Source organism: Spirosoma flavus (genome assembly GCF_054778555.1).
In genome coordinates this window covers 275191-297771 of sequence record NZ_BAAGZL010000004.1, presented here as the reverse complement: position 1 = coordinate 297771, position 22581 = coordinate 275191, and the positions used below count along the sequence as shown (strand labels likewise).

General features: G+C 49.3%; 15 protein-coding genes. 4 read left to right on the top strand and 11 right to left on the bottom strand.

All coding sequences use genetic code 11. The features are described from left to right. The first annotated feature begins 55 nt into the window (after positions 1 to 55). The 4 genes from secA to ACYVF1_RS21580 all read left to right on the top strand — a co-directional run bounded on the left by secA (position 56) and on the right by ACYVF1_RS21580 (position 6855). Complete coding sequence (gene secA, locus ACYVF1_RS21595; protein WP_461082744.1) at positions 56 to 3451, top strand: preprotein translocase subunit SecA; 3396 nt, start codon at positions 56 to 58, stop codon at positions 3449 to 3451. 125 nt (positions 3452 to 3576) lie between these two features. Then, positions 3577 to 4659: a hypothetical protein gene (locus ACYVF1_RS21590; RefSeq protein ID WP_461082742.1), complete on the top strand. Its 1083-nt coding sequence runs from the start codon at positions 3577 to 3579 to the stop codon at positions 4657 to 4659. Continuing rightward, positions 4656 to 5780: a glycosyltransferase gene (locus ACYVF1_RS21585; protein WP_461082740.1), complete on the top strand. Its 1125-nt coding sequence runs from the start codon at positions 4656 to 4658 to the stop codon at positions 5778 to 5780. Before ACYVF1_RS21590 ends, ACYVF1_RS21585 begins: the two co-directional genes overlap by 4 nt. Positions 5781 to 5916: 136 nt before the next feature. After that, a complete protein-coding gene (locus ACYVF1_RS21580; protein ID WP_461082738.1) occupies positions 5917 to 6855 on the top strand; it encodes a 3-oxoacyl-ACP synthase III family protein in 939 nt (312 codons plus the stop codon). A 111-nt stretch (positions 6856 to 6966) separates the two neighbouring features. Here ACYVF1_RS21580 and ACYVF1_RS21575 read toward each other — a convergent pair whose 3' ends face one another. The 11 genes from ACYVF1_RS21575 to ACYVF1_RS21525 all read right to left on the bottom strand — a co-directional run bounded on the left by ACYVF1_RS21575 (position 6967) and on the right by ACYVF1_RS21525 (position 22541). After that, positions 6967 to 8934, bottom strand: a complete 1968-nt coding sequence (locus ACYVF1_RS21575; RefSeq protein ID WP_461082736.1) for a M1 family metallopeptidase — start codon at positions 8932 to 8934, stop codon at positions 6967 to 6969. Positions 8935 to 9050: 116 nt separating this feature from the next. Further along, the gene (locus ACYVF1_RS21570) at positions 9051 to 9659 is read right to left on the bottom strand and encodes a cytochrome c oxidase subunit 3 (RefSeq protein WP_461082734.1); all 609 of its coding nucleotides are present in this window, start codon (positions 9657 to 9659) and stop codon (positions 9051 to 9053) included. Between the two features lie 101 nt (positions 9660 to 9760). Continuing rightward, the gene (gene ispE / locus ACYVF1_RS21565) at positions 9761 to 10570 is read right to left on the bottom strand and encodes a 4-(cytidine 5'-diphospho)-2-C-methyl-D-erythritol kinase (protein WP_461082732.1); all 810 of its coding nucleotides are present in this window, start codon (positions 10568 to 10570) and stop codon (positions 9761 to 9763) included. A gap of 101 nt (positions 10571 to 10671) precedes the next feature. Next, positions 10672 to 13125 (bottom strand): carboxypeptidase regulatory-like domain-containing protein, encoded by a 2454-nt coding sequence (locus tag ACYVF1_RS21560; RefSeq protein WP_461082730.1) that lies wholly within the window; start codon positions 13123 to 13125, stop codon positions 10672 to 10674. Positions 13126 to 13207: 82 nt separating this feature from the next. Next, a complete protein-coding gene (locus ACYVF1_RS21555) occupies positions 13208 to 15361 on the bottom strand; it encodes a gliding motility-associated C-terminal domain-containing protein (RefSeq protein ID WP_461082728.1) in 2154 nt (717 codons plus the stop codon). A 271-nt stretch (positions 15362 to 15632) separates the two neighbouring features. Continuing rightward, the gene (locus ACYVF1_RS21550; RefSeq protein WP_461082726.1) at positions 15633 to 17054 is read right to left on the bottom strand and encodes an ATP-binding cassette domain-containing protein; all 1422 of its coding nucleotides are present in this window, start codon (positions 17052 to 17054) and stop codon (positions 15633 to 15635) included. 51 nt (positions 17055 to 17105) lie between these two features. Beyond that, on the bottom strand, positions 17106 to 17711 hold the full coding sequence (locus ACYVF1_RS21545; protein ID WP_461082724.1) for a hypothetical protein: 606 nt from the start codon (positions 17709 to 17711) through the stop codon (positions 17106 to 17108). Between the two features lie 198 nt (positions 17712 to 17909). Continuing rightward, the gene (locus ACYVF1_RS21540; protein WP_461082722.1) at positions 17910 to 19634 is read right to left on the bottom strand and encodes a GMC oxidoreductase; all 1725 of its coding nucleotides are present in this window, start codon (positions 19632 to 19634) and stop codon (positions 17910 to 17912) included. 115 nt (positions 19635 to 19749) lie between these two features. Next, positions 19750 to 20388, bottom strand: coding sequence for a gluconate 2-dehydrogenase subunit 3 family protein (locus ACYVF1_RS21535; protein WP_461082720.1), 639 nt, complete (start codon positions 20386 to 20388; stop codon positions 19750 to 19752). 179 nt (positions 20389 to 20567) lie between these two features. Then, positions 20568 to 21767: a M20 metallopeptidase family protein gene (locus ACYVF1_RS21530; protein WP_461082718.1), complete on the bottom strand. Its 1200-nt coding sequence runs from the start codon at positions 21765 to 21767 to the stop codon at positions 20568 to 20570. Between the two features lie 72 nt (positions 21768 to 21839). Next, a complete protein-coding gene (locus tag ACYVF1_RS21525) occupies positions 21840 to 22541 on the bottom strand; it encodes an RDD family protein (RefSeq protein WP_461082716.1) in 702 nt (233 codons plus the stop codon). Between the last annotated feature and the right edge of the window lie 40 nt (positions 22542 to 22581).

The following is a 22581-nucleotide window of genomic DNA, read 5'->3' as shown; positions in this document are numbered from 1 at the left end:
TACTGCTTTTAGCAGCTCATGAGTTATAGACTGGCGATTATCACTAAAAGAACTTATGATTAATCTCATAGCTAAACTTTTCGGAACCAAATCACAGCGAGACCTTAAAGAATTGGTTCCGTATGTTGAGAAGGTAAATGCCGAGTTCGTTCGTTTGAAAGACATTTCCAACGATGAACTCCGGCAGATTTCGGCTCAACTGAAGGCACAGATTGCTGATGAATTAGCCGACATTGATAACCAGCTTATTGATCTCCGCGAACAGGCTGGTCATCCTGATGTAGACGTAAATGAGAAAGAACGTCTTTTCAATCAGGTCGACAAGCTCGAAGCCGACCGGAACACCGAACTCGAACGGGTTTTGCTCGACATTCTTCCGAAAGCGTTTGCGGTTGTAAAAGAAACAGCCCGGCGCTTTACGAATAATGAACGGTTAACGGTTACTGCCACTGATTTCGACCGAGCTATTGCTACTCGCCGGAAGAACGTAGTGATTGATGGTGATCAGGCGCACTGGGCAAACAGTTGGGATGCTGCTGGCTCGCCCATCAAATGGGATATGGTTCACTACGATGTTCAGATCATCGGGGGCGTTGTGCTCCATCAGGGCAAGATTGCCGAGATGGCCACTGGGGAAGGTAAAACACTGGTTGCTACGTTCCCGGCTTTCCTAAATGGCCTGGCTGGGCAGGGTGTACACATTGTAACGGTCAACGATTATCTGGCGAAACGTGACTCCGAATGGATGGGACCTCTGTTTGAGTTTCACGGCATGCGTGTCGATTGCATCGACAAACACCAGCCTAACTCCGAACAGCGTAAACAGGCTTACCTGGCCGATATTACGTACGGTACCAACAACGAATTCGGTTTCGACTACCTGCGCGATAACATGGCCCGCGAAACCGGCGAATTGGTACAGCGCAAACATCACTACGCGATGGTCGATGAGGTCGACTCCGTATTGATTGATGATGCCCGGACACCGCTTATTATCAGCGGACCTGTGCCACGTGGCGATGAGCAGGATTACATCGAACTGAAACCACGCGTGACACGAGTCGTTGAAGCACAGCGGAAACTTGTCTATGATTATCTAAACGACGCCAAACGGAAAATTGCCGCTGGCGATGAAAAAGAAGGCGGTTTATCTTTGTTTCGGGCACACCGTGGTTTGCCGAAACATAAGCCGCTCATTAAGTTTTTGAGCGAAACCGGTAACAAGGCGCTTCTCCAACGTACCGAAGCAATATATCTGGCTGAAAACCAGAAACTCATGCCAGAAGCTGATGCTCCTCTCTATTTCACGATTGACGAACGGCATAACAGCATCGATCTGACCGAGAAAGGTATCGACTACATCACTGGTTCGGGCGAAGATCCTAACTTCTTTATCCTACCCGACCTGTCCATCGATCTGAATACGATTGAGAAAGACAGCGATTTATCGGAACAGGAAAAAATTCTCCATAAGGAAGCCGTTATTCGCGATTACGCGGTTAAAACGCAACGTATCAATACAATTAACCAGTTGCTGAAAGCCTACACGCTGTTCGAGAAAGAGACTGAATACGTGATCATGGATGGCAAGGTAAAAATTGTTGACGAGCAGACGGGCCGGATTATGGAAGGCCGTCGTTGGTCGGATGGTTTGCACCAGGCCGTTGAAGCCAAAGAGAACGTAAAAGTTGAAGATGCGACCCAGACCTACGCAACCGTTACACTCCAGAACTATTTCCGGATGTACCACAAACGGTCAGGTATGACGGGTACGGCCGAAACTGAAGCGTCTGAATTCTGGCAGATTTATAAAATGGACGTAGTGGTAATCCCAACCAACCGCGCCATTAGCCGGAAAGATGAAGAAGACAAAGTGTATCGGTCGGTTCGGGAGAAATATAACGCCGTTGTGGACGAAATTACCAGTCTCGTCGAAAAAGGGCGTCCGGTACTGGTGGGTACTACGTCGGTCGAAAACTCCGAGTTGCTAAGCCGCTTCCTGACGCTACGTAAAATTCCGCACCAGGTTCTGAACGCCAAATACCACCAGCGCGAAGCTGAAATTGTGGCAACGGCGGGTTTGCCGGGCAACGTCACCATCGCTACGAACATGGCTGGTCGTGGTACTGATATTAAACTGACGCCCGAATCGCGTGCCGCCGGTGGTCTGGCCATTATTGGTACCGAACGCCACGAATCGCGTCGGGTCGACCGCCAGTTACGTGGCCGTTCTGGTCGTCAGGGCGATCCCGGTACGTCGCAGTTCTTTGTGTCGCTCGAAGACAGTCTGATGCGTCTGTTCGGTTCGGAACGTATCGCGAAGGTCATGGACCGGATGGGTCTGGAAGAAGGCGAAGTGATTCAGCACTCGATGATTACCAAATCCATCGAACGCGCTCAGAAGAAAGTCGAGGAAAACAACTTCGGCATTCGGAAACGCCTGCTCGAATACGATGACGTAATGAACTACCAGCGCGAAGCGATCTACAAACGCCGACGTAACGCCCTGTTCGGCGATCGCCTTCCGCTCGATATCGCGAACACGATGTACGACGTAGTGGAAGAAACCGTCAACAATGCGGAAGGCAATGTCGAAGAAATTAAGCTTCAGTTACTAACTACGCTGGGCTTGTCAACTGACTTATCGGACAGCGACTTTAATCGCCTGAAAAAGCCCGATTTGATTCGTCATTTATACGACGAAGCCGAAGCGCATTATCAGGAGAAAAACAACGCCATCGCCGAAAAAGCCCTGCCCGTGCTGATGCAGGTGCATCAGGAACAAGGCCATCAGATTAAAAACATTGTAGTACCATTTTCTGATGGTATTCATGAACTGACGGTGGTTTCTGACTTGCAAAAAGCCGTCGATTCGGGCGCTCGCGAAATCGTAATGGAAATGGAGAAAGCCGTTACGTTATCGGTTATCGACCAGGAGTGGAAGGAGCACCTTCGTGAAATGGACGACCTGAAACAATCGGTACAAAATGCCGTATTCGAACAGAAAGATCCGCTGCTCATTTATAAATTCGAGTCGGTTGAACTATTCAAACGGTTCCTGAACAAAGTGAACTTCGATACCATCAGCTTCCTGACCAAGGCCGATATTCCGGCGCAGGAACAAGAGGAAGTGCAGCAGGAGATTCGTCAGGCACCCGTCCAGCGACAACAGCAGCCGCAGCCGAAACTTCAGACTAATGCCGATGATTTCACCGACGACCACCTCGCCACCGGTCCTGAAGAATACGCACGACGCATGGCCGAAAATAACGCCATGGGCGCTGGTGCGCCACCGATGCCCGCGCAACGTCAGGCTCCGGCACGTGTTGCCAAACTCGACCGTAACGCCCGCGTCAATGTGCAGTACGTCGACGGCTCGGTGAAACGCGATGTCAAGTTCAAAACGGTTGAAAACGACGTAATTAGCGGCAAAGCCATGCTGATAGATTAGAACGTCGCTGATATACTATAAAAACGCCCGTCGACTAAAATCGGCGGGCGTTTTTGGCATAATTGATACGTAGTACACTTGATTTTCAGACACTTTTTAGCCCATCAGTACGTTATCAACCTAGCATGCATAACGTCTTTTTTTCGCTTCTTTTCGTCGGATTGCTGTCTGTTACGTCCCAGATTGATCCTATCCGCTTACGCTCCGAAAACTTACCGTTTACACCCAGAGAATTTTACATCGCTACTGTAACCGACCAACGTAGCGAACGTGGACCTGTTGCCCGAATGGCGCTAGAACTTAATAAACCGGTTCAATCGGTTGATCTGGAGAAAGGCTTGGCGGGTAGTTTTCAACAGTTTGTCAATCAGAGCCTGCGGCAAACGAAATCATTACGTCCGGTAGCCATGCGCGTGAAGCAGTGCCGCATTAGTGAAAGTGCTGCCGGAAATCGCGTTACAGGTGAGTTTACGTTGGTTCTTGCCTTCGAACTGTTGGGTAAAGATGATACCGGTGCTGAAACCAGTACGCATCTGATGGATTACCAGGGCGGAACTAAATATACTCGTCCCTTGAACCAGACAGCTGTAATAGAGTCGAGTATTCGCCAAACGCTGGGCGCGTCGCTACGTAGGTTTAATGAGTACATGAACCGCGAGAGTGGTCGGAACGAGAAATTGGCAAAAAAACTCCAGGTTAACTTTATCGACGATACGCGTATTACCGACGATGACACCGTACAGTATAATCCTGATCGTAAACTAACCTGGGCAGATTTTAAGGGCGAAGCTCGAAAAAGCAGTCACTATGCAGCCGAGGTTTTTACCAGTTTTTCATATGAAGGCAAAAGCGTGGTTAAGAATGGCGTTATTATTTTGAACCTGAATGCGAAAGCATATATGCTCAAAAACTCGTCGTGGGGTCGGGCCGATGCAAAAAATGCTTATGCTCTCAACCACGAGCAGCGCCATTTCGACATCACCAAAATTATTTTGGAGCGCTTCAAAAAGAAGCTTAATCCCGACAGTCTGACACTGGAAGATTATAACAGCATCGCTCAGTATCAGTTCATTGAGTCGTATCGCGAGTTAAATCGGATGCAGACGCAGTATGATGATGAAACGAATCACAGCCTGAATCAGGCAGCGCAGGAACGCTGGAATCAGAAAATTGACGCCGAGCTACGTAGTTTTGGCGTGATCAAATGAAAAAAATCCGCGTTCTGCATATCAGTACGGCTCACCAGCCGCAGGATCCACGTATCGTTTTTAAGCAGTGTCAGACGCTTGCCGATGAGTACGAGGTTTTTTGCGCCATCCCAAATGCCGACTCATCTGTAGCGCCAAACATTCGATTTATTCGTCTTCCGTACTACCAACGCGTCATCTGGCGCATTCTGATCACTTGCCCGCTCATTTTGCTACGTTGTCTGCTGCTACGTCCAAAGCTAGTCCATATATACGTACCGGAGTTTGTCCCTTTTGCGTATGTCTTCAGGCTTCTGGGCGCTCAGATCGTTTATGAAGTGCAGGAAAATCTACACAAGAAAATGCACTTGAAAACGGTCAATAAAAGCCGTTTTCTTCAAAAAGCTTTTCTGTGGTTCGACCATCTGGCCCGGCGGCATTTCTACCTTATTTTCACTGAACACGGCTACCTCACTACATATGCGCAATTAGCGAAACCGCACGTAGTGATTTACAATTTCCCGCTTTTGTCCTTTCTGGAACCGTTTCGTCAGCCGTATACTCCGCGCCGAAATCACCCTTCGTTCTTCTATATTGGCTGGCTTAGTTTTGAACGGGCAATTGATACGTTAATTAAAGGGCTGGCGCGCGTGAAAGTCAGTTATCCGAACGTAGCGGTTGATTTGTTTGGGCAACGTATCTTTGCGTCCGAACTTCTGGAAGTTATTTCCGATTACGCTACTGTGCGCGATTCGATTCATTTTTATGGGTATACCGACCAACGACAGGCTTTCCCCAAGTCGGCCGGAGCCACGGCGGGTCTGGCACTCCTTAAACCCGTTGGCGACTATCCCGAATCCTACCCAACCAAACTTTTTGAATACATGGCGTTAGGATTGCCCGTCGTTACGTCCAATTTTCCGCTTTACCAGGACGTAGTGGAACGGCATCGCTGTGGTTTCTGTATATCACCCTACGAACCGCAGCAATTGGCCGATGCGCTTACGTATCTGATTGAGCATCCTGAAGAAGCTAAAAACATGGGCGAACGCGGTCGGCAAGCTGTAGAAGAGCATTACAATTGGCGTACTGAAGCGGAAAAACTGATTCTTTTTTATAAACAAATACTCTACCGAGAATAGAATAACGTAATAAACAAGACTTATCCAACACATTATGGTATTGTTCTAATGTTTAATACTACGTTTTCCCGGAAGGATTTAACTTTAGGCACTGATTACGGGTTATACTCGTGTTGGTTCCCATTTATTTGGTCTGATGTATATACACGCGGTAAGCCATTATTTGCCCGAACAGATAGTTGGCAACGAACATTTTACCCAGCTCAACGGGCTTTCTAGTGACTGGATTGTGGAGCGTACGGGCATTGTGGAGCGACGAAAAGCCGCTCCCGGCGAGAATACAAATACAATGACGCTTGAAGTTGTTCGAAAGCTTCAGGAAAAAGTCGACTTATCAACGATTGATCTCATTGTTGGTGCTACGTATACTCCCTACGACACCATTGTTTCTCTGGCTCACGAAGCACAACATTACCTCGGCATTCCTGATATACCGGTCATTTCAGTTTCGACGGCTTGTTCTTCGCTACTCAATGCGATTGAGTTGGTAGAAGGATATTTCGCCCTCAATAAAGCCAGCCGGGCGCTGGTCATTGTGGCTGAACATAATACGCTATATTATAACGAACAGGACACCGTGTCAGGGCACTTGTGGGGCGATGGCGCGGCTGCGCTGCTCATCACCAAAGAACGCCAGAGCGACGCTGATTTTGAAATAAAGACTTTATTGACGGGGGGAGCAGCTCATACGCCTAAAGCAACGACAGGAGTCATGATGAAACCCGCCGACGGTGGCGTGACAATGCCGCACGGACGCGATGTGTTCATTAATGCCTGCCAGTACATGCCCAAGGCTAGTTTGCAGGCTCTGGAACGTTGTGGATTAACACTGGCCGATGTAGATTACATTTTACCGCACCAGGCCAATTTACGTATCTCACGCAACGTAATGAATACGCTCGGCCTGCCTGAAGAAAAGCTGATTTCCAACATTCAGCGATACGGTAACACGGGCTGCGCCGGCTGCGCTATTGCTCTCTCCGAACAGTGGGATACGTTCCAAAAAGGCCAACGTATCGTTATCACCGTATTCGGTGGCGGGTACTCGTACGGAGCGATGCTGGTGGAGGTTTAAAAAGGGTTATAAAGTTATAGGGTTGTAAAGTTGGCTGGCGCGAAAGCAATTCATGCGCCAGCCAACTTTACAACCCTATAACTTTATAACCTTATAACCTTATTACTTATCCTATTGCGCATCCCCACGCCAGGTGTTGTTTTTAGGATTAATGTCTGGTAGTTTTTGATCAGGATCAACGACTACTGACTTCAAAGACGACGTAGAGTTGTATTTGAAAGTCCAATTACCACCGCGCTGCCACACTTCAATCGGCAGATTGATACGTCCTTTTTTACCATTCGATTCCGTAACTTCAATTGTGACGGGCATCGCCATTTTCTCCAGATTATCAATAGAAATCAGTGACCCGCTCGCGGGTGAACCATCGACGTACTTCACGCCCTGTACGCCCTGATCCAGTTTCCAGGTTTCGTAGAAATAGCCGCGCCAGAACCAGCCTAAATCTTCACCAGCGCCGTCTTCCATGCTGCGGAAAAAATCGTAGGGAGTTGGATGTTTGAAGGCCCAGCGCTGTACATAATTCCTGAACGCAAAGTCAAAACGATCAGGGCCGAGCACTACGTCACGTAGCAGTTTCAGACCAATACCGGGCTTAAAATAAGCCAGAATGCCCAGTACACGCGCTTGCTGCACATCAGGAATGGTCATGATGGGCTCAACTGGCGAAAACAGAGCTGGTGCCAAATCGTGCATGGTGCCTCTCTCCCGATTATACTCGCCTTTGTTAAAATTCACCGTCGATAAGCCGTTGATGAACGTATTGAAACCTTCGTCCATCCAGGGGAATTTCCGCTCGTTATTGCCCACGATCATTGGGAACCAGTTGTGTCCAAATTCGTGGTCTGTCACGCCCCAAAGCGCATCTTTTTTATCGCGGTGATCGCAGAAGATAATACCCGGATATTCCATACCACCCACGATTCCCGCTACGTTCGTGGCAACCGGGTAGCTGTATTCATATAGATATTTCGAATAAAATTCGATGCAACCTTTCACGTACTCCGTCGAACGGTTCCATGAATCAGCAGTAGCGCTTTCTACCGGGTAAACCGATTGAGCAAGCGACGTTTGACCGCTTGGCAAATTAATTTTGGCCGCATCCCAAACAAAACTGCGCGATGATGCCCAGGCTACGTCGCGGCTGTTCTGGCAACGAAATTTCCAGGTCAACGTACCGGATTTTTTCGGGCGCGAATCAGGATTCGTCACTTCATCTTTTCCGCGAATAATAACGGTTTGATCGCTCTGGCGGGCCTGTGCCAGCCGTTTTACCTGGTCAGAAGTCAGTACGTCGTTTGGATTCAGCAGCTCGCCGGAGCCAACCACAATGTGATCCCAGGGCGCAGTGATGCTATATTCATAGTCACCATAATCCAGGTAAAACTCGCCGGCGCCCAGATACGGCAGTACGTTCCAGCCTTCGATGTCGTCATAAACGCACATGCGCGGATACCACTGAGCGATTTCGTAAATAATACCATCTTTGCGACGTAGCTGACCCATCCGGTCGGAACCGTATTCTGGTATTTTGAAGGAATAAGCAATTTTCACTTTCACTACGTCGCCACTCGCCTTCACGGGGGCGCTCAGACGCACCTGCATCCGGGTGTCGGTGATTTCGTAATTAGCTTTCACAAAGCCACCTTTGCCCTGATCAACCTGAACGTTTGAAATAGTGAGGCCGCCCGCAAAGCCCTGATTACCAAAACGTCCACCCGATACTGGTGTTGTTTTAGCAGCACGGGACGTATCGCTGAACGCGTTCTGATCGAGCTGAAGCCACAGGTACGCCAACGTTTCGGGCGAGTTGTTTTTGTAGGTAATGGTTACCTCACCAGCAACTGTTTTTTGTTGTTCATCTAACGTAACAGCGATTTGGTAATCGGACCGGTTTTGCCAGTAGCGAGGTCCCGGCGCTCCGCTTCCTGTCCGATAATCGTTGCCCGGCTGCATATTAAACAGCGGGTGAAACAGCGCTAGCGGATCGTATTTAGCAGTAGAAGGAGTTGACGTAGTTTGAGCAAAGGCCGTGAAACAAAGCAAAAATAAGCCCGGCCAGAGGATGAATCTTTTCATGAAAAATAAACCAAGTGATACGTTACGACGGAGCTATTTCTCCGTAACTGACAGGATAGTAGTGGCTAATTAAACTACTACAAATAACGCTAGAAAGGAGCGAAAATGGATAACGCTTATAAACGCAATTGCCAGTCGATGCCGTGATGAACGAGCAAAAAGGCAAATAAGCCAATCCAGAGCACATCGACAAAGTGCCAATAGAGCACAATCATCTTTATTTTCAAGCGATTCGGCGGATTTACGCTGTATACAAACGAATCGATATAAGGCCGGCGACGTAGTGCCTCGGCTAAAACAATCGCCAGAAAAATCAGTCCAATCAGGATGTGTAACAGATGGATTCCAGAAATAATATAAACAAATCCACCCGCCGGATTAGCTTCCAGCCCTATCCCCGCCTGAATCATCTGATACCAACCCCATCCCTGCAGCAGGATAAACAGCATACCAAGCACCAACGTAGTGGCTATGTTGGTTCGATACGAGCCAAATCGCTCATGACGAAACGCCTGATGCGCCGTGCGTAACGTAAAACTGCTCAGGAGAATAACAAACGTACTGACCAGAAAAACATTCGGCAGTTTAATATCGGCCCAACCCGACCCGGTTCGACGGATCACGTAGGCCACCAGCAACATTGTAAACAGCATCACGCTACTGGTAATGCCCAGCCAGACCATAAACCGAAAGGGTTCCCGTCGTTTCGTGATTAAGTTACTCATGGTTAGTCAAAAGGCCCCGACAAGCTCCGGTTGTCGGAGTCGCAACAGCGACTAATTAGGTAACTACAACCGACAGCCGGAGCCTGTCGGGGCCTTTCGACTCACATTAACTTTCCCTGCCAAACGTTGTAGTCCTGAAATTGGTTTGGTGGAACAATTGGCGCATTAAATATTCCGTAGACCGTCGAGCCGGAACCGCTCATGCTGGCATAGACGGCTCCGCTTTCATAAAGCTGTTCTTTTATCTGCTTCAAAACCGGATACTTCGGGAATAGACTATCTTCAAAATCATTGTGTATGCTGTCGCGCCAGGAGGTAATGGGCTCCTGCAACTGATCGTAAAGAGCCTGCTTGGGAAGATGCGGCTTTACGCCTGCGTAGGCTTCAGCCGTTGAAATAGCCAGATTTGGGTAAACCAGCAGGATGTGATACCCGGTCAAATCAAGAGCGATTTCCGTAAAAACGTCACCTTTTTCGGTGCAGTACAGCGGTCGGTTCTGAATAAAAAAGGCGCAATCACTGCCTAACAAACGAGCGTAAGCTTCCAGTTGCGCCATACTCAATCCCAACGAAAAGCACTCATTCAGCGCTTTGAGCGTAAATGCAGCATCGGCTGAGCCACCGCCCAGTCCTGCACCAATAGGAACGATTTTGTGAAGATGAATCTGTGCGGACGGCAGGTCGAAATCACGCCGAAGCAACTCGTAAGCTCTGGAGCAGAGATTGTCAGAAGTTTGACCCGGAATTGGTAAACCGCTACTGCCAAAGCCGAACGTGTCAGCTGGCACTACGTCCAATATATCGCCCCAGCCAACGGGATAAAAGCACGATTGCAGATTGTGAAAACCATCGGTACGTTTTTCCGTGATACGTAGTCCGAGGTTAATTTTACAGGTAGGGAAGGTAAGCAAAGAATGATGAGTGATAAGTGATGAACGATGCGTGTTACGTCCAAAGAATAACGTAACGAAATCTAATATCATTCACCAATCATCACTTATCGCTCATCACGCTATTTAATTTCTACGACTCTGAATTCGGTACGTCGATTACGCTGGTGTTCGGCTTCTGTGCAGATGACGCCGTCCGTACAATTATTCACCAATTGAGATTCGCCCATGCCCTTGGCTGTTACTCGCCGACGACTCACTCCTTTCGAAACCAGATAATTGGCTACTGCTTTGGCACGCTGGGTCGATAAAATCCGATTGTGCTCAGCATCACCCCGGCTATCCGTATGTGACCTGACTTCAACGACCAGCGATGGATATTTCTGCATGGTTGCTACTACTCTATCCAGTTCTCGGGAGGCATCGGGCCGGAGGCTGGAACGATCAAGATCATAATAAATATTATCGATCGTCACTACGTCGCCGACACTAAGCATCCGCAAATCGGCGGCTACTTCTTTCGGTTTCGCCTTTTTGGCAATTCGTTTTATTTTGTTCGTATTTGTTCCAAAAGTCGGTTTAGAGGCAACAAGCGTATAATCGCAGCCTTCTATAATATCGAAACTGTATCGACCATCAGCTCCAGTCACAAACTCCCGCTGGGTACGGTCGCATTCGTTCCGTAGGCGTACCGTTACGCCTTCAATCGGTTTACGGTCGCGCTCGCTCACAACAACGCCACTGATACGTGACCGCGTAAGATCTGCTGCAGCGGTCGACGAGTTTGGCATGTTATCAGACGAAATCGTATCCATCACAACGGTTGGTTTGATCAGACCAATCTCAAGTCGGCTGGGCTGGTCGTCTGTTACGGCTTGAGTTGTGAAACCAACCGTACTATTGATGTACCCATCACGGCTAGCCTGGAACGTAAACGAGTTATCTCCCTGCAGGCAGAGCCGCAGATAACCGTTGGCATCGCTGGTCAGCGTCCGGTCGGCACGGCCTTCCTCCTTCGCTTTAACTACAACTGTTACGCTATCGAGGGGCAAATCCGTGTTGGTATCGTACAGCCGAATGGTCAGATCACGACAGCCGTAAAGCGAGCTTTCTCGCACAAATCGGTAAATATCATCGTTGCCATCTTTTCGGTTGCTGCTGAAATAACCACCGCTCCGATTACCATCGGTAATGAAGCCAAAATCATCTTGTGGGGAGTTAATTGGTGCATCCAGATGATCGACTGAACCGACTGTTACGCCATTCTGCAACGTAGCAAAAAATACATCCAAAGCACCAAGTCCTTTTTTCCCGTCCGACGAGAAATAGAGATTACCGTTGTCGTCGACAAAGGGAAACAGTTCGTTACCTTTTGTATTGACGGCATCGCCCAGATTCACCGGCCGACTCCATTTACCGTTCTGAAAACGGCTCACATACAAGTCCGTTCCGCCGAAACCACCGGGCATATCAGAAGCAAAATACAGAAGCTGCTCATCCCGGCTCAGCGTTGGGTGACCCACCGAGTATTCGTCGCTGTTGAAAGGCAATTCTACAATATCGGTCCAGGCCCCGTTCTGTTGCCGAGCCGTGTAGAGTTTCAGTTTGTTGATACCTTCGCTGCTGGAACCGGCCTTCCCACCATTGTAATTGTTCCGGGTAAAAATGATCTGAGAGCCGTCTTCAGTAAACGTAGCAGGACCTTCGTGGTATTTCGTATTGAGCGATTTGCTAAACCGGGTCACTGGATTTATCGGCCGGTCTTCATATCCTAACCCCTCCGATACGTTGACACCCACGGCAAAGTTGGGTACGGTGCGCGAATCGTTGGCAGTTGGGCGGCTAAAGGCGTCGCTGCCCAGACGTCGTCCGCTACGGGAATTGTTATCAGGTCCTGGAACTACGCTACCGTCAGCATTAATTATCGTTTTCACTTTCAGATCATTACGATTCGGAATGTAAAACAGATCGAGGTAGCCAGAGCCCCCTCCCCCGCCCGTTGTTTCGATAGACGAGCCCCCTTTTTTACCCGCTACGTAGACCAATCCATCCCGATAATAAGCCGGACTAAATTCTTCATTAGACGTATTGAGGCCGAGATATTCCAGCCGATACCGCACGGGCTCCTTCCTGCCTCCGGCATTGTTGAGGGGAGCCAAGGGTAGCCGGGGTCCGGGTTCTTTCTCTTTTAGCTGACTATAGCGATCATACTGTTTCTGAGCCTCCTGAAACTTGCCATTAGTGGCCAGAATCTGGGCAAACTGAAGCACCTGCTGAGTCGTTTCGCTCAGGTTATTAGTCAACGCATCGCGGTAATAGCGTTCGGCTTTTGTGCCGTCGCCAACCTGCTGGAACGCATACGAGAGCTTAACCTGAGCCGCTGCTTTCTGAGCTTTCGTAAGTTGATCGGCCTGCTCGGTAAGCAGCTGCGAATAGGCTTCAATAGCACGGCCGTAGGCTTTGTAGTTAAGCATACGTTCGGCCTGCTGCAACAACGAATCGGCCTGTGCCCAAGCCGACGTACAGCTTAGCCAGAGGAATCCTATCAGAAACAACCTTGTCAAAATCTTACTCATTGGTATGTGGCTTACCATGCTTTCGCAACTCATCGACACTCATTCGGCAAACGAATTTGCCCTGAATTCATTGCTAAAAAACTTATCGCACCAGTGTCAGAAACCGGACATATTCGCGTCCATCGTTTAGACGTATCTGGTAGTAATAAGTACCGTCGGGAAGGGTTTGTTTTGCGTCGGAAGCGTTTAACCCCCGATTCGCCGTCCCATCCCAGTCATTCTTATAATCATCGCTTTTGAAAACAAGCTGCCCCCAGCGATTATACACTTCCAGTTGTACCGTAGCCCCCTGCGGAAGCCGTTGAATCACAAACCGATCGTTGATGCCGTCTTCATTCGGCGAAAACCCTTCGGGAATAAACACAGTCTCAGCTTCTTCCGAACGTATTGAATGAAGCGTTACTAACGTTGGTTCAGCGTTATCAGACGGATTACCGTTCTGATCAGGGTCGGCTTCAGTTCCATTCGTTGAATAATCCAGACACGTAGCACCGTTGGTGTCTAACGCCTTCACCATGCCTTTGTTAGCAAATGTCAACGTACTGGCCTGACTTACATCCAGACGTACCGTGAGCCACGCATGGCTCTGGGCGCCAGCGTCTAAACTTCCGTTCTGCACCAGCAACGTATCACTTCCCCGGCCGGTATACGTAGCACTAGCCGTCAGATTGCCATCCGCCCGGACGTTCACCGAGTGAATTTGCGCACCTACACTCAAAAAAGTAGCTTCCAGATCATCCGAAATCTGTACGTTCGTTAGTGTACTCTTCCCAAAATTCCGGGCGGTAAATTGATACGTTAATTCGACGAAACGAGTTCCGCCCTCCGTAACCCAAGCGGGCTCACTTATTTTTTTGCTGAGCCCAATTAAATCACGTAGCGGAGCTGCTACAGCCTGTTTGGCTACGGCCGCCATGCAGGGCCCAGCTCCATCTGGATCGGCCGTAGCGACGGTAAACAACGTAGTACCCCGCTGCCGGTCGGTTTCGGATAGTAAATAGCGGGCCGTTACGTCGGAACTCGTGAATAAGCCACCGCCGTCGCTTTGCCAGTTAACCGCTGTAGCTGAGCCGCCTAACTGAGCTTTCATCTGAATAACGCCTTTGTTCCAGTTTACCGAATCGAACCGAATGGCAACGGTTGGCGGGTTGCTTAAGCACGGGGCGATAGCTTGCAGACAATTTCCAATGGCTACGTTTACGGCGACTGGTTCGGTGAAACAGCCCTGAGCGTTACGTCCGACCAGATAATACGTACCAGCCAGCACAGCCCCTGGCGACTGAACCTGCGCTGCACGCAGATCGGGTTCGGTTAAGAAGCGATACGTAGTAATGCCGTTTGCTGAATTAGTTGCCAGAATGGCTTTCGATAAATCGGCCGTTTGAAACGGGCATATATTAGAAAGCGTTGGCGCTACGTCCAGCTTTTGCGCGGCAGAGCGCACGGCTATGGTAGTTGCCATCGAGCTGTCACTTATGCAGGAACCTAGCTGACAGACAACCCGATACGTAGTAGCCTGATAGGGTGTTACGTTACGAACCAGCCCTGTAGCGCCATCAGACCAACGTACCGTTCCCGAACAGCCCGAAGCTGTCAGCGTTACGTTCTGCCCGGCGCAGATGTCGCGCTGACTGGCGGTAATCATTGGAATAGCAGGCAAACCAGCCTGAACAGATACGGGTAGCGAAGGATTACTGACGCAATTATTCTGCTCGCAGGTGGCACGAAAAACTGTGGTTTGAGCGACAGTTCCCGTCCATGACGTACCGGAAGTGGATAAATCGCCCTCCTGATTTTGCCAGTGGACCGTTCCCGAACAATTTGAAGCGGTTAACGTAACGACGTCATTGGCGCAAATCAGCGCCGAGGAAGGCTTAACGATTGGCGCATCGGGCGTATTGACCGACACTTTCCAGACCTCTGCAAAGCAGCTGATACATCCTGGCCGCGCCCGGCAGATTGCCGTGTATTTTGTAGTCTGCTGTGGCTTAACCGTAATATGATCCCCAACTTCCCCGTTCGACCAGACAACCGTTCCAGCGCAGCCCGTTGCCACCAGTTGCACCGATTCGTTCCGGCATATAGCCTTCGCCGAACCTGTGATGACAGGCGGTTCCGGGTTCTGGCACGTATCGGCCAACGGATAAGTACGGGCAATAGCTTCCGGACTAGCCAGCAGCCACAACAATACCGCTCCAAACCCCCAAATAAATTTATTTAGTAGTTGTTTCGCCATACAGGAAGTTGATCACTACCTATAAGACGAATTTCGTGCCAAGCGTTTTATTGGGATTCACTTGGAGGAGGCAACTCTATAAAAAAGGGGATATAGTAACTAAACGGTCAGTTGGTTATACGGTAAAAAAATTAACCTACTAGCCTCACAAATTATGCCAATATTTCAGTCTGAGCCGATTATCCGAGCGTATGAGTAGTATCCTGAACACCGCCATCCCGAAAAATTTGTGTCACTTCGCCAGGGTAAGTAGTCGTTCAGGACACATATTTCAAAGAGAAAAAATCTGTGTAATGCTGCTGGGAAGTTCGCTTCGATCGTGAGTAATGAACAAAATCGTTTTATCGCCAAAGCTATCAATCAACCGACGCGCTAATTCAATATGCTGCGCATCAATAACCTGAAAAGGCTCGTCCAGCAGCAGGACAGGTGCGTTTTTCAGAAAAGCCCGAATCAGCAAAATCAGTCGTTGCTCACCCGACGACAGCGTACCAAACATACGACCAATCAGGTGCGCAACACCGAAGTACGTCAGCAAATTTAATAAGTCGGTTTCTGCTTCTTCCGAAATTCGGGTGGGTGGCGTCAACGTATCAGTCAGACCAGTCAAAGCAACTTGCCGGGCCGATAATCCCTGCGGAAAATAAAGGTGTAACTCGGGGGAAACAAAGCCAATACGTCGTTTTACATCCCAGATACTTTCGCCCGATTTGCCACGCCGATAACCAAATACGTTCACATCATTGGCGTAGGTTTGCGGGTGGTCGCCGTAGAGCAGGCTAAGCAATACCGATTTACCAGCGCCATTTGGCCCGATCAGCGCCCAGCGTTCACCAGCATGAACTGTCCAGTCGATCTGGTTGAGAATAACAACATCGCCATAACGTACCGTTACGTTCTTCAATCGAAACGCTTCGTCGAAATCGGAAATACCGGGTTTAGTTTTAAGAATAGGCAACGTACTAGTAACTGGCTGTACGTCAGACGGTACGTACTCAGGGCGCGGACCTACCCATTGAATTTTTCCCTCATTTAACGTAGCAACGTGCGTCACGAAATCAGGTATATGATCGGCTTCCGTAACAAAAATAAGTGCGAGACCGTGGCTAACTAATTCGGCCAGCCACTGAGTCAGTTCAGCCCGAAAAGTAGCATCCAATCCTACAAATGGATTGTCGAGCAATAAAATGGAAGGATGCTTTAGAAGCGCCTTGCCAATACGTGCCTTGCGGGTTTGCCCGTTCGATAGCTTAAGAAACGAGCGATCCAGAATGGGCGTTAAACCGAGTCGATCAACAAGTGCGGTTGTTTCGGGGGTTTCAATAAATCCTAAAAAATCGCGGAGTTTCGGAATAGAATGAAACCCTGCATCGCCCTTTTCCGGATTATCGCTCATGGTAGCCTGGTACCGCTGCTGATAAAAATAACCTCCATACGAAAACTGCGACGACTCTTCTTTAAACGAAACAAATTCCGTATTCCCAAAGCGGACCAGAGTACCCATAGGCGCATGGAACTGACCGGCAATTGCCTGTAGGAGAGTAGTTTTCCCGCTTCCGGTGGGGCCAATAACCGCCCAGCACTCGCCAGCGTTGAGCTGAAAAATAAGGTTCTCTAAAACGATCCGGCCGCTTCGCCGAACGGTTAATCCGTTTACGTCAATTAATAGGTTGGGCATAAAAAAAGGGGCCATACCTTCGCAAAGGTATAACCCCAATTCTGTTTATCCAGTATTAACAATTACCTACTCTCTTGGCGGATTAGACGTCGATGGAGGTGTTGTAGGTGATGTCGTACTGTTGCTATTGCTATTCATGCTGTTGGTATTCGTACTGCTACTGTTCGTTCTGGTACGTGTGCTACCGTTTGTTGTCGTACCCATGTTCGATCGGTCCGTTGGTGGATTTGGATCAGGGCGGGTATTGGTACCCATCGTGCCAGAGCCAGTCGTCGACGTTCTATTACCGGTTGTCGACATTGAGTTTGTACCTGTGTTATAGGTCGAACCACTGGTTGTTGGCGGCTGCGTTGTTGTCGTTCCTGAAGTACCCATATTGGTTGGGCTAGTCGTTGGCGACGTAGTACCCATGTTGGTTGGCGAAGTCGTTGGCTGCGTCGTACCGGTTGTTGGATACGTAGTAGAGTTTGTCGTCGGCGGCTGGTTGATGCCTGTATTCACAGGCGTCGTTGTAGGCGTGGTCGTCGGCGTCGATTGGTACGTGCCCGAATTGGTGCTCGTTGGCGTAGTTGTACCAGTTGTGCCTCGATTTGTCGAGTTCGTGTTCTGAGCGTTTGCGTTTAAGGCGATGCCAGCTACTAGCATGCTGCCTACTATCATTACTTTTTTCATTATTAGTTGAGCAAGTTTATTTTAATCAATTGCTTGATATTCTATAGTAAAACTCGACTAAGCGAAAGTTGTTTGAAAGAAATTAAAAATTTTAATCTCGCTTAGAATATACTTGTTGAACGTAAACCGGTTAATCATTAAACAAAAACGGCCTTAAACACATGTTTAAGGCCGTTTTGGCAGTTGTACTAGAAATAATTACAGATTTCCTTTTTTCATTTCTTTCACAGCAAAATCGGCAGCACGCGCCGTAAGGGCCATGTACGTCAGCGACGGATTCACGCAGGAAGCCGATGCCATACAGGCGCCATCTGTATTAAATACGTTTTTCACCGCGTGAATTTGGTTATGCGCATTCAGCACCGACGTTTTAGGATCGCGACCCATGCGGGCAGTTCCCATTTCGTGGATGCCGATACCCGGATTTTTGCTCGTGTCGTTATAAGCTGTTACGTTCTTGAAACCAGCAGCTTCGAGCATTTCGGCGGCATCGTTCATCATATCGATACGCATTTTTTTCTCGTTTTCGCCATAAGCCGCGTCGAATACAATTACGGGTAAACCCCATTTGTCTTTCTGATCGGGCGATAGCGTCATACGGTTGTTCGGATCGGCAATCATCTCACCGAAACCGCCCAGACTCATCGTCCAGGGACCGGGTTTGGTCAGGCTTTCTTTGAAATCAGCGCCAAAACCTTCCATACCGTTGCCCCGGTTCCAGCCCCCACGACCCGCGCCACCCTGATAACCAAAACCGCGTACGTAGTCGCGCTTATCGCCATTCCAGTTGCGGTAACGAGGAATGTAAACACCATTGGCCCGACGACCGTAGTAGTACTGATCTTCCATACCCTCGAACGAACCGGCAGCACCCGCAGCCAGGTGGTGGTCCATGATGTTACGTCCCAATTGGTCCGAATCATTCCCCATTCCGTTCGGGAAACGGCTCGACTTCGAGTTCATTAGAATCGACGTACTGGCAAAAGCCGACGCGTTCAGGAAGATAAGCCGCGCAAAATATTCGCGAACTTCTTTTGTGTTCTGGTCAATAACCCGGACGCCCGTTGCCTTACCTTTTTTCTCGTCGTAAATCACCTCCGACACAATTGAATCAGGACGTAGCGTTAAACGGCCCGTTTTCATGGCCGCGGGTAACGTAGCAGATTGCGTACTGAAATAAGCACCGTATGGGCAACCACGCATACACTGGTTTCGGAACTGGCAAGCAGCCCGGCCGAGGTCGTAATGCAGTTGTTTTGGCTGCGTCAGGTGGGCGGTACGTCCGATGGTAACGAGACGCTTCGGAAATGCCTTTTCGATACGTTTCTTGGCTTCACGTTCGAGGCAGTTAAGCTGCATCGGTGGCAGGAAGTTGCCATCGGGCAATACGTCGATACCATCTTTATTGCCCGATACGCCCACAAACGTTTCTACGTGTGTGTACCAGGGGGCCAGATCCTCGTAACGGATCGGCCAGTCAACGCCAATGCCTTCTTTTCCATTAGCCATGAAATCTTCCTTGTTCCAGCGGTAGCTCTGACGGCCCCACATCAGCGAACGACCACCCACGTGATAACCACGAATCCAGTCGACTTTGCGATTGGGTTTTTCGAGATACGGATTTTCTTTGTCGTTCTCAAAAAAGTGCCGCCACTCTTCGTTAGCGGTGTATCCGGTACGCATATTGGCCCAGTACTCTTCAGCGGCCATTGTCGTGATACGTCCCCGATGCGGGAAATCCCAGGGGTTATTGGTTGCAGTCGGATAGCCTTCAATGTGTTTTACATCCCGGCCGCGCTCCAGCATAATCACTTTCAGTCCCAGCCGGGTCAATTCTTTAGCAGCCCAGCCACCCGAAATGCCTGACCCCACGACAATTGCGTCGTAGGTCATTTCTTTTTGTGCGTCTATATTAAGATTCATTCTGTTAGTAGAGAGGTTTTCGAGTTGTAAAGTTATAGGGCTATCTAGTTGTAGAGTTGGCTCAACGTAGCATGAACTTTACACCTATAACACCTTAAAACTTTATAACTTCAAATTAGATTGCCCAGGCTTTTTGACCAGCTTTGAGCGGCACACAGCCATCGTAACGACCCGGTACGGCTACATATTCGAGTGCCTGCGTAGCGCCGATTTCCGACGTAAAATAGCCCGTCAGCGTCAAATCTTTCAGGATTGAATAGAACGGCGTGTAAACCTTTTTGGCGTCGGGCATTTGCAGGTCAGCCTGCGAATTCGACACTTTTGCTACGTCTTTGGCCGCTTTCATCTTCGCTTTTTGCTCCTTGTCATCAGCTTCAAGCTTCTTCACAATTTCGATACGTTGCGTCGGATCGAGCTGAACAAAGGCTTTACCGTAAGCATCCTGACTCAACTTGTTAGTTTGCGCCAGCCCTTCGACGAATCGTTGCTGATCATCCGGCTTATAGCAGTCTTTCAGAATCACATCGATGATTTCATTCACCTTAGCGGCTTTGGCTCCCGGCGTTTTGGTTGTCGGGATAATGGTTTCGGCCAGTTCAGCAACGGTAGCATCCTGGTCGGGCGTAAAGAAGACTGGCTTGCCAGTGAGGGCACGTCGAGCGGCCGAGGCCTCGAGCGTATCGGCCAGTGCAGGCAGCGTTATGGTTGCGCCAGCCAGTGCAGCCACCCGCATGAGGGCATCTCTTCTGTTCATAGGTTTTTGAGAAATTAGACTTTCAGATAGAACGAAGTAAGTAATTACAAATGTATAACAATCAAGGAATGGATTGTGCTATTTAAGGATTTAAAGAGTGAAAGAATGGATGAGCGAAAGAGCGAACCTATCGGATGGACTCCTGCCAGATGGTTTTCGCTCATTCACACTTTCGCTCTTTAGATTTTTAATTCCTGCACCGCCAGCCAGCTCATCAGTCCAGCGCCAGTTTCCAGGGCAGATTCGTCGATATCGAAGGTAGGGGTATGAACGCCGGAAATAATACCACGTTCTTCGTTACGTGTGCCGAGCCGATAGAAGCAGGAATCAACTACCTGCGAATAAAACGCAAAGTCTTCGCCCGCCATCCAGAGGTCGAGATCCACTACGTTCTCAGCGCCCATATATTCGACAGCTTGCGAACGTACCCGACGGGTCAGTTCAGGATGATTTTTGAGGTAGGGATAGCCATGAACAATTTCGAATTCGCAGGAGCCGCCCATCGCTTCAGCAATGCCTTCGGCCAGCTTTACCATACGTCGTTTCCCCTCGGCGCGCCATTCTTCATTCATGCATCGGAACGTACCCTGAATGGTCACTTCGTTGGGTATTACGTTCGTAACGCCATCGGCAATAAACCGCCCGAACGATAGCACCGACGGGCTGGCCGGTGGGCGGTTTCGACTGATTACCTGCTGCAAAGCCACAATAATATGCGAGGCAATTAGCACTGGGTCGACCAGATTGTCGGGCATGGCGGCATGCCCCCCTTTACCACGTACCGTGAGGTATAACTCGTCGGTACTGGCCATGTACATACCTTCGCGAAAGCCAATTTTACCGACTGGAATATTTGGTGCTACGTGCTGGCCAATCATACTCACTGGAGCCGGATTTTCCAGAACACCTTCTTTAATCATCAGCGACGCTCCCCCCGGCGCTTTTTCTTCGCCTGGCTGAAAAACCAGTTTCACTGTTCCGTCGAATTGGTCGCGTAATACGTGCAGAATACGCGCTACACCCAGCAGGCTGGCGGTGTGTACATCGTGTCCACAGGCGTGCATAACACCTTCTACGGTCGATTTGTACGGTACGTCGTTAGCTTCGTGGATGGGCAGCGCGTCCATATCGGCCCGAAGACCTACTACTCGTGATGGAGTCGACGACGTATTGCCGGTACGTCCCTCAATGATAGCGACTAGTCCGGTATCAGCTACTCCCTCCTGGGGCGTAATACCAATGGCTTTGAGCTGATCGGCTACGTAGCGAGCCGTGTTACGTTCCTGAAATGAGAGTTCAGGATGCATGTGCAAATGCCGGCGCGTCTGAACAAGATCGGCTGCGTATTGTCGGGCGAGTGATTTAATGGAATCGAGCATAAAAGGCTGGACCAAGCTCTGTTTGGCCCATTAGACTGATTATGAAGGACCATTCAGAGCCTGGTCTCACCTTTATTGTAACGAAATAAACTGATAATCGCTGATAACCGTTTCCAGAAATGCCCGATTCGACAAGGTACTGTGGATACCGGTTACTTCTTTGATTTTAGCCGCCGTCCGCATCAGTACGTTCTCGTCGCCCTGACGTAGCACGCTACGTAGAATGCTGATGTCGCGGTCGCTCAGTTGCCGGACGTCGGGAAACTGTACTACGTAATCTTCGGCTATGGTGGGCATCTGCACATCATTCAGCGAAACGGCAGGCTTAAGCCGAACAACCGTAGTTCCGGCGGCAATATCGCCCAGGCGTTGCCCTTTGCCGTTGGCAGCTACCGTAATGATGGCGATCACGGCACCTATACCCATAAAACTGAAGGATTCAACAATCCGCAGCATCCATCGAATCAGGTAGGCCCCCAGCGTGGGTTGTGAACCGTCGAGCATGACGACGCGAATGTTGAGCGCCAGTTTACCCAGACTTCGCCCATTGAGCAACCATTCACTAAGCAGGTGGTAGAACAGAATGGGCAAATAGATTATGATGAAGTAGAACGTACCCATTTTGATGCCCATCGATGATGGTACGGCAACGGTGAGTAGAAACCAGCCAAAAAACACCAGATAGTCGATCATCATTGCCAGAATACGTTCGCCGACACTGGCCGGTTCATACTCCAGCAATACGTTCTGCGAGGTGCGGATAGCAATAGCCATGCAATTAGTTCATCAATTAATAGTTGGTATTGTGACCATC

What these genes read in the sequence shown, in the direction of transcription:
- secA (WP_461082744.1), top strand. Translation starts at nt 56, where the DNA reads ATGATTAATCTCATAGCTAAACTTTTCGGAACCAAATCACAGCGAGAC.
- ACYVF1_RS21590 (WP_461082742.1), top strand. Translation starts at nt 3,577, where the DNA reads ATGCATAACGTCTTTTTTTCGCTTCTTTTCGTCGGATTGCTGTCTGTT.
- ACYVF1_RS21585 (WP_461082740.1), top strand. Translation starts at nt 4,656, where the DNA reads ATGAAAAAAATCCGCGTTCTGCATATCAGTACGGCTCACCAGCCGCAG.
- ACYVF1_RS21580 (WP_461082738.1), top strand. Translation starts at nt 5,917, where the DNA reads ATGTATATACACGCGGTAAGCCATTATTTGCCCGAACAGATAGTTGGC.
- ACYVF1_RS21575 (WP_461082736.1), bottom strand. Translation starts at nt 8,934, where the DNA reads ATGAAAAGATTCATCCTCTGGCCGGGCTTATTTTTGCTTTGTTTCACG.
- ACYVF1_RS21570 (WP_461082734.1), bottom strand. Translation starts at nt 9,659, where the DNA reads ATGAGTAACTTAATCACGAAACGACGGGAACCCTTTCGGTTTATGGTC.
- ACYVF1_RS21560 (WP_461082730.1), bottom strand. Translation starts at nt 13,125, where the DNA reads ATGAGTAAGATTTTGACAAGGTTGTTTCTGATAGGATTCCTCTGGCTA.
- ACYVF1_RS21555 (WP_461082728.1), bottom strand. Translation starts at nt 15,361, where the DNA reads ATGGCGAAACAACTACTAAATAAATTTATTTGGGGGTTTGGAGCGGTA.
- ACYVF1_RS21550 (WP_461082726.1), bottom strand. Translation starts at nt 17,054, where the DNA reads ATGGCCCCTTTTTTTATGCCCAACCTATTAATTGACGTAAACGGATTA.
- ACYVF1_RS21545 (WP_461082724.1), bottom strand. Translation starts at nt 17,711, where the DNA reads ATGAAAAAAGTAATGATAGTAGGCAGCATGCTAGTAGCTGGCATCGCC.
- ACYVF1_RS21540 (WP_461082722.1), bottom strand. Translation starts at nt 19,634, where the DNA reads ATGAATCTTAATATAGACGCACAAAAAGAAATGACCTACGACGCAATT.
- ACYVF1_RS21535 (WP_461082720.1), bottom strand. Translation starts at nt 20,388, where the DNA reads ATGAACAGAAGAGATGCCCTCATGCGGGTGGCTGCACTGGCTGGCGCA.
- ACYVF1_RS21530 (WP_461082718.1), bottom strand. Translation starts at nt 21,767, where the DNA reads ATGCTCGATTCCATTAAATCACTCGCCCGACAATACGCAGCCGATCTT.
- ACYVF1_RS21525 (WP_461082716.1), bottom strand. Translation starts at nt 22,541, where the DNA reads ATGGCTATTGCTATCCGCACCTCGCAGAACGTATTGCTGGAGTATGAA.